The sequence below is a fragment of the Rathayibacter sp. AY1H3 genome (assembly GCF_002932015.1).
The window spans coordinates 1-15,381 of the sequence record NZ_PSUU01000061.1 but is presented as its reverse complement, the minus strand read 5'-3'; the positions used below and the strand labels follow the sequence as shown (position 1 = coordinate 15,381).

Genomic DNA, 15,381 nt, shown 5'->3' with positions numbered 1-15,381 from the left:
CGGGGTACAGCAGCAGCGCCACTCCCGAGAGGCTGATGAGCGCGATGACCAGCGGGGCGATCGGCAGCCGCCACCGCGGCCGGCGGTGGATCCGCCTCCGCGGAGGAAAAGGGCTGGAGACAGAGGAATGCGGGGCACCCGACGGGTGCCCCGCATTCGACTTCGTCATGGTGTGACGTTACTCCGCGGTCTGAGCAGCCAGCGCGGTGCGGCGGCGCGAGGCGATCAGGCCCGAGCCGATCGCGAGGGCGAGGAGCGCGCCTCCACCGAGGGTGAACCACTGCGCGCCGCCACCGGTGAGGGGCAGGGCGAACGCCGGCACCTGGGTGTGGAGGAACTCGACGTAGTTCTGGATCGGCGCGGTGGCCGAGCTCGGTCCGGCGACGACCTGCGTCAGCACCTGGGCCGGGGTGGGCAGACGGAATCCGGCGGGCGGGGTCAGCTCGCGGACGTAGTAGTTGCCCGGCGTGATGATCGGGATCTCGACTATGCCGTTCGCTCCGGTCGTCCAGTTCTGGTTGCCGTTGATGAACACCGGGTTCTGGCCGAGGTTGGCGTCGTTCTCGGTGAGGAACACCTGGTAGACCGCACCCGCGAGCGGCACGCGGTTGGCGCCGTTGTTCTGGTAGGCGTACACGGTCAGCTGACCGATCGGGGTGCTGCCGGTGACCGTCTCCGTGGCCCCGTTCACGACGCTCGTCGCCGAGTTGGTGATGATGCCGTTGGCCGGGATGGCGGTGGCGCGGGTGAGCACCGTGAGGGTGACGACGCCGCCCTGCAGGCCCTGGAGCTTCGTGAGGCCGGACTGCAAGAAGTTCAGCGTCACGTTCCGGGTCGCGGCGTCGTAGCCGAGCGTGTAGTCGGTGTTCGCGATGAACGCCGGTGCGGGCGCGGTGCCCGCGGCGCTGGTCACCGTGATGCCGGTGGGCGCGACGCCGGCCGGGCCGGTCGGCAGGTAGGTCAGCTCGGCGGGGAGCGTGTCGGTGAGGGTGAACGCCTCCAGCGCGTCACCGGCGGCGAGCACCGGCACGTCCGAGGCGATGGCCCAGCGGATGAGGTCGGGGTTGCGCGCCTCGACCGAGTTCGCCGCCGCGGGGACGCGCGTCTTGGTGAGCTCCGTGACCGCGTTCTTGGGGTAGACGTGGACGTCGTAGATCCACTGGTTCGCCGGCGCACCGGTCGGGCCCGTCGGGAACGGCAGGGTGACGAGGAACGGCGCCGCGCCGTTGGTCGCTCCGGCGGGGAGCTGGGTCTCGGTCACGAGGTAGAGGCCGAGCGGCATGCTCGCGCCGTTGTTGAACACGGCCTCGCCGTCCGTGCCGCTGGTGGCGGTGAAGGTGTCGGCGGCGGTGACACGGGTCGCGGCGGTGCCCGGGGTCAGGTTCGCGACCTGGTTCCAGCCGTCGGGCGTGGTGAGGTCGACGCCCTGGACGCGCGCGGCGGTGAACACGGCGCCGGGCAGCGCATCGCCGGGGACCGTGATCTCCTGGCCGGTGCCGATCGCCTGGCCGTTGTTGGAGCCCAGCGCGAGCTTGTGCACGGTGAGGGTGCGGCTGATGGTGGGGTCGATGTTGCCGGGCAGCGTGACCGCTGACGCCGGCGCGACGGCGGTGAACACCGCCGCAGCGCTCAGCGCGAGGACGCCGGCTGCGGCGGCGAGCCGCCTGGTGAGTGAGCGGGACATGTGATCTCTCCTACTGAGGTCGTGAGTGCTGATGTCGTGGAGTCGAGGGTGTGCGGGAAGGGGTCTGCGGGAGAGCGCCGGGGCTCTCGGTCGGGGCGTCACCGGGAGGGGCCTCGCAGCCTCCGGCGCCGCTCCCAGAGGAGGAGGCCGAGCGCGAGAGTGAGCACCGACCCCCCGCCCAGGAGGAACGCGTCGGTGCTGGCGCCACCGGTCAGCGGCAGGCGTGTGGGGTCCACAGGGGCGTTGACGAAGCGGTAGACCGCCGTCTGACCGGCCGTGGGGGCCGTGATCGTCCGCGAGGCGACCGGGGACCATGTCGTCCCGGTCAGGCGCTCGAGGCGCAGTTCCTGGTACGCGAGGCGGCGGGTCGGATCCGTCGCCGCCTCGGACAGCGTGTAGCCGTGCCCCGGTCGCACCTCGAAGGTGCTCGCCGGGTTGCCCGCGGCGGCGTACTCCGCGCCGACCCGGCTCTCCGTCGGGAGCGTCGCTCCGGCCAGTGCGGCGGGCGTCGCGGTGACGCGCCAGTCGGCGGCCTGGAAGCCGGTCTGGGGGCGCAGGACCTGCTTGACCAGGGTGATCGTCGCGCTGGCGTTGTCCACGGTGCAGGTGACGGCGGCACCGTTCGTCGGGGTCACGTCTCCGGCCGCGCTCACGGTGAGGGCGGCGCCGGTGTCGGTGCGGCACTGCCAGGGGCCGGTCTGCACGGAGGTGGCGGGGCCCCCGGTCTCGGCGAGCCGGTAGGCGGCACCCGGGGTGACGGGGATCGCCGACACGCCCGCGGAGCCTGCGCGGCCGGTCGGGCCGGGCAGGGCGCCGGTCGGGCCGGTGGCGCTGAGCGTGAAGTCGCTGGGCAGCGCGCTGCCGGAGCTCACCGTCTTCACGAGCGTGAGGGAGGCCGTGGGCCGGTTCACGATCGAGCACTCGACGACCGCCGCGGAGGCGATGCCGGTGAGGCTCGCGCTGATGACGGTCCCCGACTGCGAGAACGTGGTCGCCCGGGCGGTGCCGTTGACCGTGCAGGCGCCGCTGACGAACGCGAAGCCCGTCTGCTGCACCTCCGAGACGGTGAGCGTCGCCCGCGACGCCTCCGTGCCGAACAGGACTGTCCAGGCGGCCTGGCCCGCGGCGTCCGTCTGCTGGCGGGGCGACTGCTCCGGCAGCAGGGCGACGGTGCCCGCCGTGGCCGTCGCGGTCGTGCCCACGGTCCAGTCCACGCCGGGGCGGGTCGTGCCGGAGGCGTCCCGGATCGTCTTGGTGATCCGCACGGTGGAGGCGGGGCGCGGGGAGTTGAAGAAGGTGCAGGTGACGTTGACGCCGAGCCGGTTCGGGAGGGTGACCGTCCCGGTCGGGTTCGAGCCCGTGCTCACCCGCACGCCGTCCGCGTAGCACTCGTAGATGCTCGTGTAGGCGGTGATCGGGGAGGCGGAGCCCGCGGCCATCGCCTCCGAGACCGTCACCGTGCTGTTGATCGGAGTGGGGAAGGGGCCGATCTGCGCGGTCTGGCGGCCGGTGGTGGCGCCAGTGGTGGTGGCCGTGGCGAACGGCGACGCCGGAGAGCCGGCGGCGGCGGTGAGCTGGAACTGGTCCGCCGCGGCCAGACGGCCCACCACGCTCTTCTGCACCGTGATCGTGGCCGGCGAGGAGCAGCCGGAGAGGTCGACGGCGTTGACGCTCACGCGCGGCGTGCCGCTGACGCGGGACCACGTGGTGGCGTCGAACTCGTACGCGCTGCCGGGGATGGCCGGGACACCGTTCGCGGCGGCGACGTCGCCGTTGGCGAGGTAGACGGTTCCACGCGGCGAGAAGGCGATGCCGTTGATGTTGGCGAAGGCGGCGTCGGTCCCCGTCACGGCCTTCGCGATCGAGGTGTTCACCGGGAGGGTGCCGCCGGTCGCCGCGGCCAGGGCGTCGGCCGGCACGGTGAAGATCGCAGCGCTGCTGGCGTTGTTGACCGAGCCCGCGCCGACGATGTAGAGGTTGCCGCGAGCGTCGAACGCCATGTCGCCGTTGCCGTTGGGGGTTCCGGAGGTGGGGAAGGAGCCGACGAGGGCGAACCGGGTGGCGACGGGGTTCGCCTCCGTGAAGCTCCAGATGTAGAACTGGCCGCTCGCGAAGCTGCCGAACAGGTACCGGCCCGTCCGGAGGTCGACCGCGCCGGCGACGATGCTGCCGGTCACCTGCGCTCCGCCGGCCACGGTCGTGTACGCGCTGTTCGCGATCCTCTGGAAGCCCGCCTCCGGCGTCCACTTGAGGACGGCGTCGACGTCCGTCGCGTCGGACGAGCGGTCCAGCGCGTACGCGAAGGCGCCGTTCGCGCCGACGCCGAGCGCGTTGGCCTCGGCGGTCCCCGACCAGCTGCCGATCGAGGTCAGGGATCCCGTGACGATGTCGGCCTGCTGCAGGGCGCCGGCCGCCGTGAGGGAGTAGAAGCGGCCGGTGTCGCAGAACAGGCGCGGCGTCTGCACGGTGTTCGTGAAGGTGCAGAGCACCTCCGCTCCCGCCTCGCTGGGGATCGTGATCGACCCGGCGGCGGAGGCTCCGGAGGCGATGACCGTGCCGCCGCGCGAGCACTCGTAGCTGTTGGAGTACCCCAGGCCCGCGCCCGCGGTCTGCGCCTCGGCGATCGTGTACGTCGCTCCGGACTGCACGGTGAGGCGGCTGATCTGCGCGGCCTGGATCCCGGTGGCGGTGCCCGTGGTGGTCGCCGACGCGAGGACGGTCGTGCCGCTGCGCACCGAGAGCGTGAACTGGTCGCCCGTGGCGCTGCGCACCGGCAGGTTCTTCCGGACGGTGAGGGTCGTCGCGGCCTGGATCGTCACCGAGGTGGGGGCGGAGGCGATGAGGCCGGTGGGAGTCGTGGTCCCGGTGCTGTACGTCCCGGCGGCGGCGGCCACCACGTCCACGGAGATCGTGCACGAGGTCGCACCCGCGGCGAGATCGCCGCCGAGCGTCGAGACGGTGGAGGATCCGGCGGCCGCGGTCACGGCGAACGCCGTTCCGGTGACGTCGGTGCAGGACCCGCCGACAGCCGGCGTCGGGGCCACGACGAGGCCGGCCGGGAGAGCGGTCGAGAAGCGCCAGTCCGCCTTCGCGAGGAGGTCGCTGGTGTTGGTGACCGTGTAGGTCAGCGTGGTCGGCACCGTCGCGGTCGGCACGGCCTGCGTGAAGGCCGCATCGAGAGCGGGAGTGACGTCGAGCACGCGGAGGTCGTCGACGGCGAAGGCGCTTCCCGTGCCGGTGACCGTGTTCACGAGCTGCACCTGGGCTGCGGCGATCTGCGCCGGAGTGAGGAGCGCGGTGCTCGTGCCGGTGTAGGCGGCGGCGCGAGCGGAGGCGGGGAGCGCGGGATCGACGAGCGAGCCGAGCCCGCCGACCAGCGGGAGGGTCGGGGACGTGTAGAACACGCCGCCGGTCGCGGCGCAGGGCACGACCGGTGCCGCGAATCCGGTGAGGACGGTGGACCCGCCCGACACCAGGTTGAGGGAGAGGGACGCGTTGTTCGTCCCGCACTGCCCGCCGGCGGCGTTCATGCCGACGGCGTAGTAGCGGGCGGCGGGCGCGGAGACGCCGATCCCCGCGGCGCTCTGGGCGACGGTCGTGCCGCCGGTGATGGCGGCGTACGGGTACTCGACCAGGGCGTGGTTCGCCTGCGTGCCGGTGTTCGAGCCGTTGGCCGGGGCGCTGCTGGAGGTGGACCCCGGCACTCCGGCCGCCACCTGTCCGAGGACGTCCGCCATGCGGCGGGTCTCGCGTGCGGCCGACGATCCCGTGCCGACGGTGAGGAGGGGCCGGGTCGGGCAGAAGGCGGAGTTGGGGTAGGGCGCCGTGTAGTTGACCAGGACGCCGGTGCAGTTCGTGGCGGTCGACCAGCCGGTGGCGGCCGTGTAGCGGCCGTTCGCGTAGGCGGTGAGCGCGCTCGGGGTGGCGGTCAGGCCCTGCTCGAAGGTCTCCGTCCACACCTGTCGCGGGGCCTCGGCGACGCCGGCGGCGAGTGTGGAGAAGCCTCCCGCTGCTCGCGCCGTCGCGGGCGGGCCGCGGTCCGACTCCTGATCGTCGTCCGAGGCCGCCGTGGGAACGGGCGCCGATCCGGCGGGCGCCGACTCGACGGGCTGCTCCGTCTCTGCGGCGCCGCGGGGTGCTGCGGGATCGGGCTCGTCCTGAGCGGGCTCCTCCGCCGTGGCACTCGGCGACTCCGCGGCCTCGGCGGGTGCGGGCGGGGCGGACGTCGACGGGGCGGACGCTGACGGAGTGGGTGCCGACGGAGCGGGTGCCGGATCGGCCTCGGGGGCTGTCGGCGGTGTCGGTGCGACCGGCGTCGGGAGAAGGGCGGGGGCGTCGCCGGCGACCGGATCCGCCTGGTTCGCGGCCTGAGCGGGAGACGAGGCGGAGACGTCGCCGAGCCCCCACGAGCCGACGAGGAGAGCGCCGATCGTCGCGAAGACGACGGCCCGCATTCCGAGGCGCGACGGCGCTCGGTGCCGTGAGTGGCGGCGCCGCCGGGTCGTGAAAGCCATGGTTCTGCTTCTCAGTCGTGTTGTCGATCGTGGAGATGAGCGAAACGTCGACACGACGAACGACACGGATGTCGCAGCGAGTGCGGAGGCCCCAGACTCCGGAGGGGAGCACGCATTCCCCGCGGGCTTCCGAAGATGAACGTATAGGTCGGCCTCCCTCTCGCCATAGAGAAGTGAGCCCCCCTTGTCGGGGCCATAACCGATGAGAAAAGGACCGGGGTGAAACCGAATATGGCGCCTTTTGACGGGTCCTCGCGAAGGAGTTCGAAGAAGTGAGCGCGCGCGACCGGCTCGGCTCACTCCTCCCGTCAGGTCCCGTGCAACGCTCGGGCCCCACCCGGCCACGTACTCGGTAGACGCCCGACCGACGAAGGATGGACCCGATGACGCGACGCACACTCGACGACCTGCTCTCCCGCAGCGACCCCGCGACCGACGACCGGGCGCCCGGCGTCCGCACCGCCCTGCACAGCGTGATCGCCGAGACCCGCGAACGCGCGCCCCGCCGTCCCGCGCGGTCGAGGGCGTGGTGGCTGGCGGCTCCCGTCCTCCTCGTCCCGGGTCTCGTGCTGGCGACCAGCGCCGGCACCGACGTCCGCTCGGTCCCCAACTTCACGATCCCGATCAGCTACACCACCGACTCCGGCGCAGCAGTGTCGTGCTCGATCGACTACTTCAACGGCGAGATCGACTACCGCGAGGTCACCACCTCCGCGACCGACTACCTCCGCGCGCAGGACTGGAGCGGCGTCGGCCAGCGGATCCACGACGACGCGCTCGCCTACACGACCGATCCCGCCTGGCTGGCCTCGGACATGAACAGCGACGGCCCCGGCCTCTCTGACGAGACGATCCGCTGGCGCGCCTGGATCACCGCCGCGGACGACCACATCCTCGACACGATCCCCGAGGGCGTGATCGTCGAGGGCGACGGCGGCCTGGGCGGCAGCACCGACTGCACGGGAGAGCTGTGATGAGCGCCGGCGAGGCGGCGCCGTCCATCGCGCGCAGCGTCGTCCGCTCCCCCGCGCGCGACCGGGAGGCCGAGATCACGGCCCTGGTCGAGCGGGAGGCGCCGGACCTGCTCCGCTACTTCGCACGGCGGACGGCGAGCCCCGAGGACGCCGCGGACCTCCTCAGCGACACCCTCCTGATCCTGTGGCGGAAGGAGCGGTCGATCCCCGAGGACGAGACGCGCGCGCGGATGTGGGCGTTCGGCGTCGCACGGCGGGTGCTCTCGGGCCAGCGCCGCACCGCGACCCGGAGGAGCGCGCTCGTCGAGCGGCTGGCGGAGGAGCTCCGCATCACTCCGCCCGCGCCGGCCGACGACGCGGCCGAGGACGTCCGCGCCGCGATCGCGCAGCTGAAGCCCGTCGACCAGGAGATCATCACCCTCGTCTACTGGGACGGCTTCTCCCTCGCCGAGGCGGCCGAGATCCTGTCCCTCCGCGCCGCGACCGTGCGGAGCCGGCACGCGCGGGCGCGGGCGACGCTGCGGGACGCGCTGGGGGCGGCGATGTGAGGAGGGGTGCGCACCCCTTCACCCGGCACCCCCGCCTGAGTAGCATCCCCCGCATGAGCAGGCTCGTCGTCTCCGTCCTCACCTCGCTCGACGGCCGCTTCGAGGGGCCCGGGCACGACCTCTCGGCGCTGCCGTTCGAGGACGCGTTCAACGACCACAACCTCGAGCTGCTGCGCCGCGCGGGCACGCTCGTCTACGGCGGCGGCTGGTTCCGTGACAACTGGGACAGCTGGAGCGCCGTCGCCGCGGACGGGACGGCGGGCGAGCGGGAGCACGAGACCGCGCGGCTGGTCACGTCGCTCGACGCGCTGGTGATCAGCGACTCCCTCGCTCCCGACCCGGAGGCGCCGTGGGCCGCCACCACCCGGATCGTGCCGCGGAAGCAGGGTCCGGCCGAGATCGAGCTGCTCAAGCAGGGCGACCGGGGTGACCTGCTGATGTTCGGCAGCGGCACGACCTGGAATCCGCTCCTCGAGCAGGGCCTGGTGGACGAGCTGATCGTCCTCGTCGGCGCAGGCCTCGCGGGCGGCGGGACGCCGCTCTACTCCGGAGCGCCGCAGCACGGGCTGCGCCTCCTCGACGCGACGGTTCTGCCGGACTCTGAGCTGGTGCGGCTCCGCTACGACGCGAGCGGGGCCGGCGAGCGGCCGCACAACCTCCGCTGAGACAGGGCGGCCTCCCTCAGGAGCCCGCGCCCCCTCCTCTCAGCTGACGTCGTACGCGCCCGAGGCCGGGGCAGCTGGTGAGAGCGAGCCTCCAGCGGACTCCTCCGGCCGGCGGAGTGCCCGAGCGCACAGCCGGACCCCCAGAAGCGCAGTCGCCGCGCCTCCCGCCAGCATCCCGGCCCCCACCACCGTCCACGTCGTCAGGCTGGAGCTCGGCGCGCCGAGCAGACCGTAGAAGAGCCCGACCCCGCTGCCGACCAGAGCGGCCGCGACCAGCGGGATCGCCAACGCCGATCCCTTCTCCGACCGCGTCCACGCCGAGCTGCAGAGAACGGCGACGGCGCCGATCAGCCAGCCGACGCCGGGGATCAGCAGCCAGCCGAAGGCGAAGACCAGGGAGGCCACGACCGCGAACCACCGACGGTGGAGGACCGTCCGGTCGTCACCGCGATGGACTCCGGCCTCGACTCCGCTCGTCATGCATCGGAGCCTACGGAGACAGGTGGCACCATGCGACGGAGTGGCGCGGGATCGGCCGGACGGCGCCACACCCGCCTCCGCTCGGTCCTGAGGAGCCGGTCCTGCCGAGCCGGTCCTCGAGCGCTGGCACCCGGCCCACCTGAGGCACGCCCCGGCCTCCCTCACCCCGCGACGGTCAGCGACACCTCGACCGCCACGTCCTCCGGCCCCTCCCCCAGCACCGTCTGCCGCACCTCGACCCCGTCGAGCCGCAGGCCGCGGTCTCCGGCGGCGTCGAAGAGCGCGACGATCGCCGGATGCAGGGTCCCCTCGGGCAGTTCCTCCCCGCCGCGGGGGCGCCAGGTGGCGACCAGCTCGGTGCGCGCCGGGAGGATCGCGGCGAGCTCGGCGAGGTCGCCCTCCGCCTCCGCCGACGTCGGCCAGCAGCAGACGAGCTCCGCCGAACCCGGCTCGCCCGCCCGGAGCGCCGTCCAGAAACGTCCCGTCGGCCCGAGCCCTGCCGCGTGCACTCGGGTGGCGAGCGCGCCGAAGATCTCGTTCGCCTCGTCGTCGCCCGGCCCGTCGGCCTCGTCCAGCGCGATCGTGAGGACCTGGCCGACGTACGGCTGCGCCGGCATCGTCCGCTCGGCGACCTCGACCGGCACGGCGAGCGCCCGCAGCGTCACCTCGGCGGCCTCGAACGCCCGGTCCTCCTGCTCCCGCTCCGCGAGCACGCGCTCCCTGTGCGCCAGCAGCGCCTCCGCCGCGGTGCCGGCTCGAGTCGCCGCCGCGACCTCGGGCAGCGGGACCCCCGCGCTCCGGAGCGCGCCGATCACGACTCCGGCCCGGACCTGCGCGTCGGCGTACCGGCGGTACAACGACCGCTCGTCGACATCCGCCGGAACCAGCACGCCCTTCTCGTCGTAGTGCCGGAGCGCCTTCACGCTCAGACCCGTGATGCCTGCGTACTCCCCGATGCCCATCATGCCTCCAGCATCCCGTCTCCCCCGGCGGGAGGGTCAACGGGCGGGAGGGTCAACGGGCGGGGGTGCCGACGCGGGACGGACAGCAGCGGAGCGGGCAGCAGCGGAGCGACCGGAGCCGGGCGGGCGGCAACGTGTCCGGCGCCGGCGGAGCCGAGACGGCCTCACGCCGACGCTTCAGCTCTCGCGCTTCAGCCCGCGCGCCTCACCGCGAGCTCACCAGCCCTCGGGCCCCGCGCTCCCTGCCTCGTACTCGTCCAGTGGAGCGTCGCCCGCGGCCCAGGCGGAGAGCACCGGAGTGATGATGCGCCAGCACTGCTCGGCCACGTCGCCCGGGACCGAGAGCAGGGTGTCGCCCTGCAGGATCCCGGCGAGGACCTGCGCGTAGGGGTCGAGCGTGGCCGCGCCGGGCTGCGCCGTCAGGGTGGTGCGCTCGAGATCGGTCAGCTCGTCGGCGCTGTTCACGACCAGGTCGAGGCTGACGTCGCCGCCCTTGAGGCCGATCCGGAGGACCGTCCCGGCGTCGCCCTCGGCCGCCTGCAGGCCGCGCGGGGGCGTGGCGGCGCGGAAGTGGATCGCCACCTCTCGGCGCGGGTCGCCGATCGCCTTGCCGGAGCGGAGGACGAAGGGGACGCCCGCCCAGCGCGGGGTGTCGACCTGGAGCAGCAGCTGCGCGAGGGTCTCGGTGCCGGTCTCGGGGTCGACGTCGGGCTCGTCGACGTAGGAGGGGAAGAAGCGGCCGTCGACGCGGCCCTCGGTGTAGCGGGCTCGGCGGGCGGAGGAGGGGTCGTCGCGCCAGAGCCGCACGGCGCCGAGCACCTCGGCCATGCGCGCGTGGACCTCGTCGGGCGCGACCTCGTCGGGGCGCTCCATCGTGGTCAGCGCGAGCACCATCAGGAGGTGGCTCTGCAGCATGTCGCGCAGCGCGCCGGTCTTCTCGTAGAAGGCCGCGCGGCCCTCGATGCCGAGCGTCTCGTCGTAGACGATCTCGACCTTCTCGATCCACTCGGCGCTCCAGCTCGCCTCGAGCATGCTGTTGCCGAACCGCAGGCCCAGCATCCCCAGCACGGTCGCGTTGCCGAGGAAGTGGTCGATGCGCCAGAGGCGGCTCTCGGGGAGGACCTTCGCGAACGCCGCGTTGAGGGCGATCGCGTCGTCGAGGTCCTCGCCGAACGGCTTCTCGATGGCGACGACCAGCTCCTCGGGGAGGTCGAGCTCGGCGAGCGAGGCGGCGACCTTGTGCCCCATCGCAGGCGGCAGGGCGACGTAGAGCACCGGGGTCGACGGGCAGGCGTCGAGGAGGGCCTTCAGCTGCTCCGGGTCGGAGGCGTCGGTGCCGACGAAGCGCGCCCGTGACGCGAGGGCCTCGACCGTGTGCGCGGCGACTCCGGCCGCCTCGAGGCTGCGGCGGACGAGGCCCTGCCACTCCTCGTCGGTCTGGGGCGTGCGCGCCGCGCCGATCAGCGTGAGCTCGAGGTCGCGCGCGAGCTCGGCCACCCGGCCCAGGCCCGGCAGCAGCAGCCGCTCGGTGAGGTCGCCGCCCGCTCCGAGGATCGCGATGCTCCGCTGCTCGCTCCCCAGCGCCGCGGCCTCGGGGATTCCGATCTGCTCCGTCATGGTGTCTCCCTCGTAGCCGTCGTGAGTCAGCGGCCACAGTACGCGCCGGGCCCTGGCGCGAGGCCGGGAGCCGGGAGGGGTTGAGGAAGCGGGCGCGGAGTGGCAGGGCGGCGCGGTCGGGAGCGAGAGAGCTGCACGACCTCCGCTGAGACGCGGCCCGCCGTGTCGGGGCAGGGAGCCCCTTCTCAGCCGACGTCGGGCCGCGACCCGCGGACGTCCGGCCCGCCGCAGCCGTCCCGCACAGCACGTCATCCCTCTCCGGTGCCGTCCGGCGGTACCCTGCCCGCATGCGCCTTCGCCAGGTCGTCCTCGACACGGAGGACGCCCGCGCCCTCTCCGCCTTCTACCTCGCCCTGCTCGGCGGCGAGTACCGCCCCGGCGACGAGCCGCCCGCGGACGGCTCCGACGACGAGGCGGAGTGGGTCGCGATCGTCACCGCCGACGGCGCGAAGCTCACGTTCCAGCGGGTGGCCGCCCTGCCGCGCGCGACCTGGCCGGAGGGGCCCGTCCCGCAGCAGCTGCACCTCGACTTCATGGTCGCGGACGCCGACGAGCTCGACCGGCAGAAGACCCGGGCGCTCGCTCTCGGCGCCGAGCTGATCGAGGACAGGAGCGAGGACCCGGAGGAGGCGCTCCACGTCCTCGCCGATCCGGCCGGCCACCCGTTCTGCGTCTTCGTCGCGCCCGACTACCCGGCGGAGTAGGGGCGCGCGGCTTCAGCGAGCCGCACGCGTCGGATCACATGCCGGTGATCGTGACCGTCGTCGTCGCGGCGATCACCGCGGCTCCCGTGACGCTCGCGGCGGTTCCCGCGAGGACGGCGGCGGCCGCCGGCCCTGCCCAGTGCTGCGCCGCGAGCGACCGGATCGCCTGCCGGTCCGGGATGCCGGGCCTCGGCGAGAGCGCTCCGGCCGCGTCGAGCAGGCCGATGAGCGCCGCGTCCGACGGCAGGGGCGCCGTCCGAGCCGCGAGGACCTCGGCGACCCGGATCCGCAGCCGCTCGTCCTCCGCCGGCTCCACGGCGGCGACCCGCTCGAGGAGGGCGGCATGCAGCTCCCTCCGAGTGAGGCGGGCGATCCACCAGGAGACGCTGCGCGGTGCTCGCTCCGCTGCGATCCACCCGAGTGCCCCGTCGAGCACGGCGTCCCCGAGCGCGGACCGCTCCGGCCCGAGGGCGACGACTCCGGCGTCCACCTCGACGCACCGCTGGAGGGAGAGCTCCGCGAGGACGGAGGCGGCCAGGACGGTGTCGAGAGCGCCCGACGAAGCCGCGGGCCGCCCGTCGCTCCGCCGCAGCAGGAGGAGGAGAGCGACGGGGAGGGGCGGCTGCCCGGCTCCGGGGGGCGCAGCGGCCGGCGGGGTGGTGGGAGCGGGCTGTTCCGAGGAGTTCCGTGTCGAGTCGTCCATCCCTCGAGCCTGACACCCGACCCGTCGAGACCGCATCCGCCGGGCGACGGGTCCTCCGTCGTCCGACCGGCCCACCGGCCGGACACGCCCGAGAGCCCACGTCGCGCCCCGAAGCGGACAGCCCCTCGGCCCGTCCGGCGTCAGACCACCCCCGCCGCCGTCCCCGACACGATCAGGTCGGCGCGGTCGCGAGTGGCCTCGATCAGCAGCGCGTTCCGCCCGTCGACCTCCGAGGCCCAGGCGGAGGCCGCCTCGGGGGCGCGGCCGAAGGAGACGTGGCGGTCGACCAGGCGCTCGAAGCGCTCGGTCTCGGGAGTCGCGCAGAACCAGGCCTCGTCGAACTCGGCGCGCAGCAGCGCCCACGGGCCCTCGTCGACGAGGAGGTAGTTGCCCTCCAGCACGACGAGCGACGCGGAGGGGTGCACGGCCAGCGCGCCGGCCACTCCCTCGTCGACGGTGCGCTCGAAGGTGGGCGCGTAGACGACGTGGTCGGTCTCGGCGCGCAGCCTCCGCACCAGGGCGAGGAAGCCCCAGCCGTCGAACGTGTCGAGGGCGCCCTTGCGGTCGTGGCGGCCGAGCTCGTCGAGCGTGGCGTTGGCGAGGTGGAAGCCGTCCATCGGCACGAAGGCGGCGGTCCCCTCCCCCGCGAGCTCGTTCGCGCGGGCGACCACCGCCCGGGCGAGCGTGGTCTTGCCGGCCCCGGGGCTGCCGGCGATCGCGACGATCGCGCGGCGGCCCGGCGAGGTCAGCGCGAGCGCGCGCCCGGCCAGCTCGTCGAGGCCGGGCCGCACCGCGTCGGGCGCGACCTCGGTCTCAGGCCTCGCCACGGCTGCTCTCCAGCGCGTTCACCAGGAAGCCGTGGGCGTGGCGGGCGAGCGCGGGGCCGTCGTTCCAGAGGTTCCGCCACACGGCGAGGTCGTTCGAAAGGGTCGGCGAGACCACGGCCGACGAGAACGACTCGAAGGTGATGGGTCCGCGGTAGTCGATCGCGGCGAGGGCGTGGAAGAACGTCGTGAAGTCGAGGTGGCCGCTGCCGAGGTAGCCGCGGTGGTTCTCGCCGATGTGGACATACCCGAGACGATCCCCGACCAGCAGCACCGGGCGGAAGAAGTCGTCCTCCTCGATGTTCATGTGGTACGTGTCCAGGTGGATCAGGACGTTGTCGGCGCCGATGTCGTCGGCGAGGCGCAGGGCGTCCGCGGCGGTGTTGATGACGTTGGTCTCGTAGCGGTTGCAGATCTCGAGGCCGAGGGTCATGCCCTTCGTCGAGGCCTCGGCGGCGAGGTCGGTCAGCACCGAGACGACGTTCGCGCGGCCCGCGGCCGAGAGGGGCGCGCTGTACTTGCCGAGCGCGCTGTAGAGGGCGCCGGTGAAGTGGGTGCCGCCGAGCGCGTGGGTGGTCTCGAGGGAGTCGGCGAGCAGCTTCGCGCCGCGGGCCACCACCTCCGGGTCGTCGCTGGAGACGTCGGCCGAGAAGGCGAGGCCGCGCGAGCAGACGATGCCGAGGTCGTTCGCCTCGAGGGCGGCGCGGGCGGAGGCGGTGTCGAGGTTCTGCACGTCGTGCAGCGAGAGCTCCAGCAGGTCGAATCCGGCCGCCTTGGTCTGCTCGATCGTCGCGGTCACTTCGTCGGGGGTGGTGCCGCCGGCGAAGACGAGGGCGTGCACTCCGAGAGGGTTCGTGGTCATGGTGGTGCTCCTTGGTTCGAGAGGTTCAGGGGCGGCGTCGGGCCGCGGGGTCGGTGTCGAGCAGGTCCGCGAGGAACGCCTGGCCGGAGGTCGCGAGGGCGACGGGGTCGTGCCAGAGCTCGCGCCAGAGACCCATGCCCTCGGCCGAGGCCGGGGGCTGGACGGCGGGCGAGAAGCTCTCGAGGGTGAGCGGACCGCGGTAGCCGGAGTCGGCGAGCGCCGCCGCGAGCCCGGTCCAGTCGGTGCTCCCGGTGCCCGGCTCTCCGCGGTGGTTCTCGGAGGCGTGGAGGTAGCCGAGCAGGTCGCCGGCGTCGCGGACGGCGCTCGCGAGGTCGACCTCCTCGAGGTGGGCGTGGAAGGTGTCGAGGTGCAGGAGCACGTTCGGCGCGTCAAGCTCGCGGAGGAACGCGGCGGTCTGGGCGGCCGTGTTCAGCAGGTTGCTCTCGTAGCGGTTCACGTACTCCGCTCCGACGACGACGTCGGCGGGAGCGGCGGCCGCGGCGACCCTCCGCAGCACGTCGAGCGAGCGCGCGCGGGCAGCCATGTCGGCCGCGTGCTCGTACTTGCGCATGGCCGAGTAGGTGACTCCGCCGACGTACCGCGCGCCGATCGCCTCGGCGAACCGCACGGCCGCCAGGAGCCGCTCCTCGCCGCGGCCGGCCGTGGCCTGGTCGGTGATGTCGGAGTCGGCGTCCAGCGCGAGCGAGACGACCGCGTCGATCCCGTGCTCGTCGAGCAGGTCGGCGGTCCACGCGGAGGCGTCGGGGTCGGCGGGAGCCGGGATCTCGATCAGGTCGAAGCCGATCGAGGCGGCGGCGCCGATCGCGCGGCGCCCCGACTCCGG

General features: G+C 73.7%; 13 protein-coding genes. 4 read left to right on the top strand and 9 right to left on the bottom strand.

Translation table 11 applies throughout. The features are described 5' to 3' along the window. Nucleotides 1-178: 178 nt before the first annotated feature. Together C5C33_RS16830 and C5C33_RS16825 are read right to left on the bottom strand one after the other, a co-directional pair. Nucleotides 179-1,684: a SpaH/EbpB family LPXTG-anchored major pilin gene (locus tag C5C33_RS16830; protein WP_104261673.1), complete on the bottom strand. Its 1,506-nt coding sequence runs from the start codon at nucleotides 1,682-1,684 to the stop codon at nucleotides 179-181. A gap of 98 nt (nucleotides 1,685-1,782) precedes the next feature. Continuing rightward, entirely contained in the window at nucleotides 1,783-6,198 is a 4,416-nt protein-coding gene (locus tag C5C33_RS16825; RefSeq protein ID WP_146085813.1) for an LPXTG cell wall anchor domain-containing protein, read from the bottom strand. A gap of 383 nt (nucleotides 6,199-6,581) precedes the next feature. On the opposite strand from C5C33_RS16825, the gene C5C33_RS16820 reads away from it, so the two are divergent. From C5C33_RS16820 to C5C33_RS16810, 3 genes are read left to right on the top strand one after another with little or no spacing between them, the layout of a single operon-like run. Next, on the top strand, nucleotides 6,582-7,172 hold the full coding sequence (locus C5C33_RS16820; protein WP_104261671.1) for a hypothetical protein: 591 nt from the start codon (nucleotides 6,582-6,584) through the stop codon (nucleotides 7,170-7,172). Next, nucleotides 7,172-7,720: an RNA polymerase sigma factor gene (locus C5C33_RS16815; protein WP_104247192.1), complete on the top strand. Its 549-nt coding sequence runs from the start codon at nucleotides 7,172-7,174 to the stop codon at nucleotides 7,718-7,720. Before C5C33_RS16820 ends, C5C33_RS16815 begins: the two co-directional genes overlap by 1 nt. A 53-nt stretch (nucleotides 7,721-7,773) precedes the next feature. Next, nucleotides 7,774-8,385: a dihydrofolate reductase family protein gene (locus C5C33_RS16810; protein ID WP_104261670.1), complete on the top strand. Its 612-nt coding sequence runs from the start codon at nucleotides 7,774-7,776 to the stop codon at nucleotides 8,383-8,385. 39 nt (nucleotides 8,386-8,424) lie between these two features. Here C5C33_RS16810 and C5C33_RS16805 read toward each other — a convergent pair whose 3' ends face one another. The 3 genes from C5C33_RS16805 to C5C33_RS16795 all read right to left on the bottom strand — a co-directional run bounded on the left by C5C33_RS16805 (nucleotide 8,425) and on the right by C5C33_RS16795 (nucleotide 11,444). Further along, on the bottom strand, nucleotides 8,425-8,865 hold the full coding sequence (locus tag C5C33_RS16805) for a hypothetical protein (RefSeq protein ID WP_104261669.1): 441 nt from the start codon (nucleotides 8,863-8,865) through the stop codon (nucleotides 8,425-8,427). A gap of 161 nt (nucleotides 8,866-9,026) precedes the next feature. Continuing rightward, the gene (locus tag C5C33_RS16800) at nucleotides 9,027-9,830 is read right to left on the bottom strand and encodes a MerR family transcriptional regulator (RefSeq protein ID WP_104261668.1); all 804 of its coding nucleotides are present in this window, start codon (nucleotides 9,828-9,830) and stop codon (nucleotides 9,027-9,029) included. A gap of 213 nt (nucleotides 9,831-10,043) precedes the next feature. Further along, on the bottom strand, nucleotides 10,044-11,444 hold the full coding sequence (locus tag C5C33_RS16795; protein ID WP_104261667.1) for a glucose-6-phosphate dehydrogenase: 1,401 nt from the start codon (nucleotides 11,442-11,444) through the stop codon (nucleotides 10,044-10,046). A 287-nt stretch (nucleotides 11,445-11,731) separates the two neighbouring features. Here C5C33_RS16795 and C5C33_RS16790 point away from each other — a divergent pair, with 287 nt between their 5' ends. Further along, the gene (locus C5C33_RS16790; protein ID WP_104239613.1) at nucleotides 11,732-12,148 is read left to right on the top strand and encodes a VOC family protein; all 417 of its coding nucleotides are present in this window, start codon (nucleotides 11,732-11,734) and stop codon (nucleotides 12,146-12,148) included. 34 nt (nucleotides 12,149-12,182) lie between these two features. Here C5C33_RS16790 and C5C33_RS16785 read toward each other — a convergent pair whose 3' ends face one another. The 4 genes from C5C33_RS16785 to C5C33_RS16770 form a co-directional block, all read right to left on the bottom strand. After that, nucleotides 12,183-12,851, bottom strand: coding sequence for a GPP34 family phosphoprotein (locus C5C33_RS16785; RefSeq protein WP_181127376.1), 669 nt, complete (start codon nucleotides 12,849-12,851; stop codon nucleotides 12,183-12,185). Between the two features lie 140 nt (nucleotides 12,852-12,991). Further along, a complete protein-coding gene (locus tag C5C33_RS16780; protein WP_208543338.1) occupies nucleotides 12,992-13,678 on the bottom strand; it encodes a nucleoside/nucleotide kinase family protein in 687 nt (228 codons plus the stop codon). After that, on the bottom strand, nucleotides 13,665-14,537 hold the full coding sequence (locus C5C33_RS16775; RefSeq protein ID WP_104225811.1) for a sugar phosphate isomerase/epimerase: 873 nt from the start codon (nucleotides 14,535-14,537) through the stop codon (nucleotides 13,665-13,667). Before C5C33_RS16775 ends, C5C33_RS16780 begins: the two co-directional genes overlap by 14 nt. 25 nt (nucleotides 14,538-14,562) lie before the next feature. Next, nucleotides 14,563-15,381 (bottom strand): sugar phosphate isomerase/epimerase (locus C5C33_RS16770; RefSeq protein WP_104261665.1); only part of this gene is annotated, 819 nt, incomplete at its 5' end.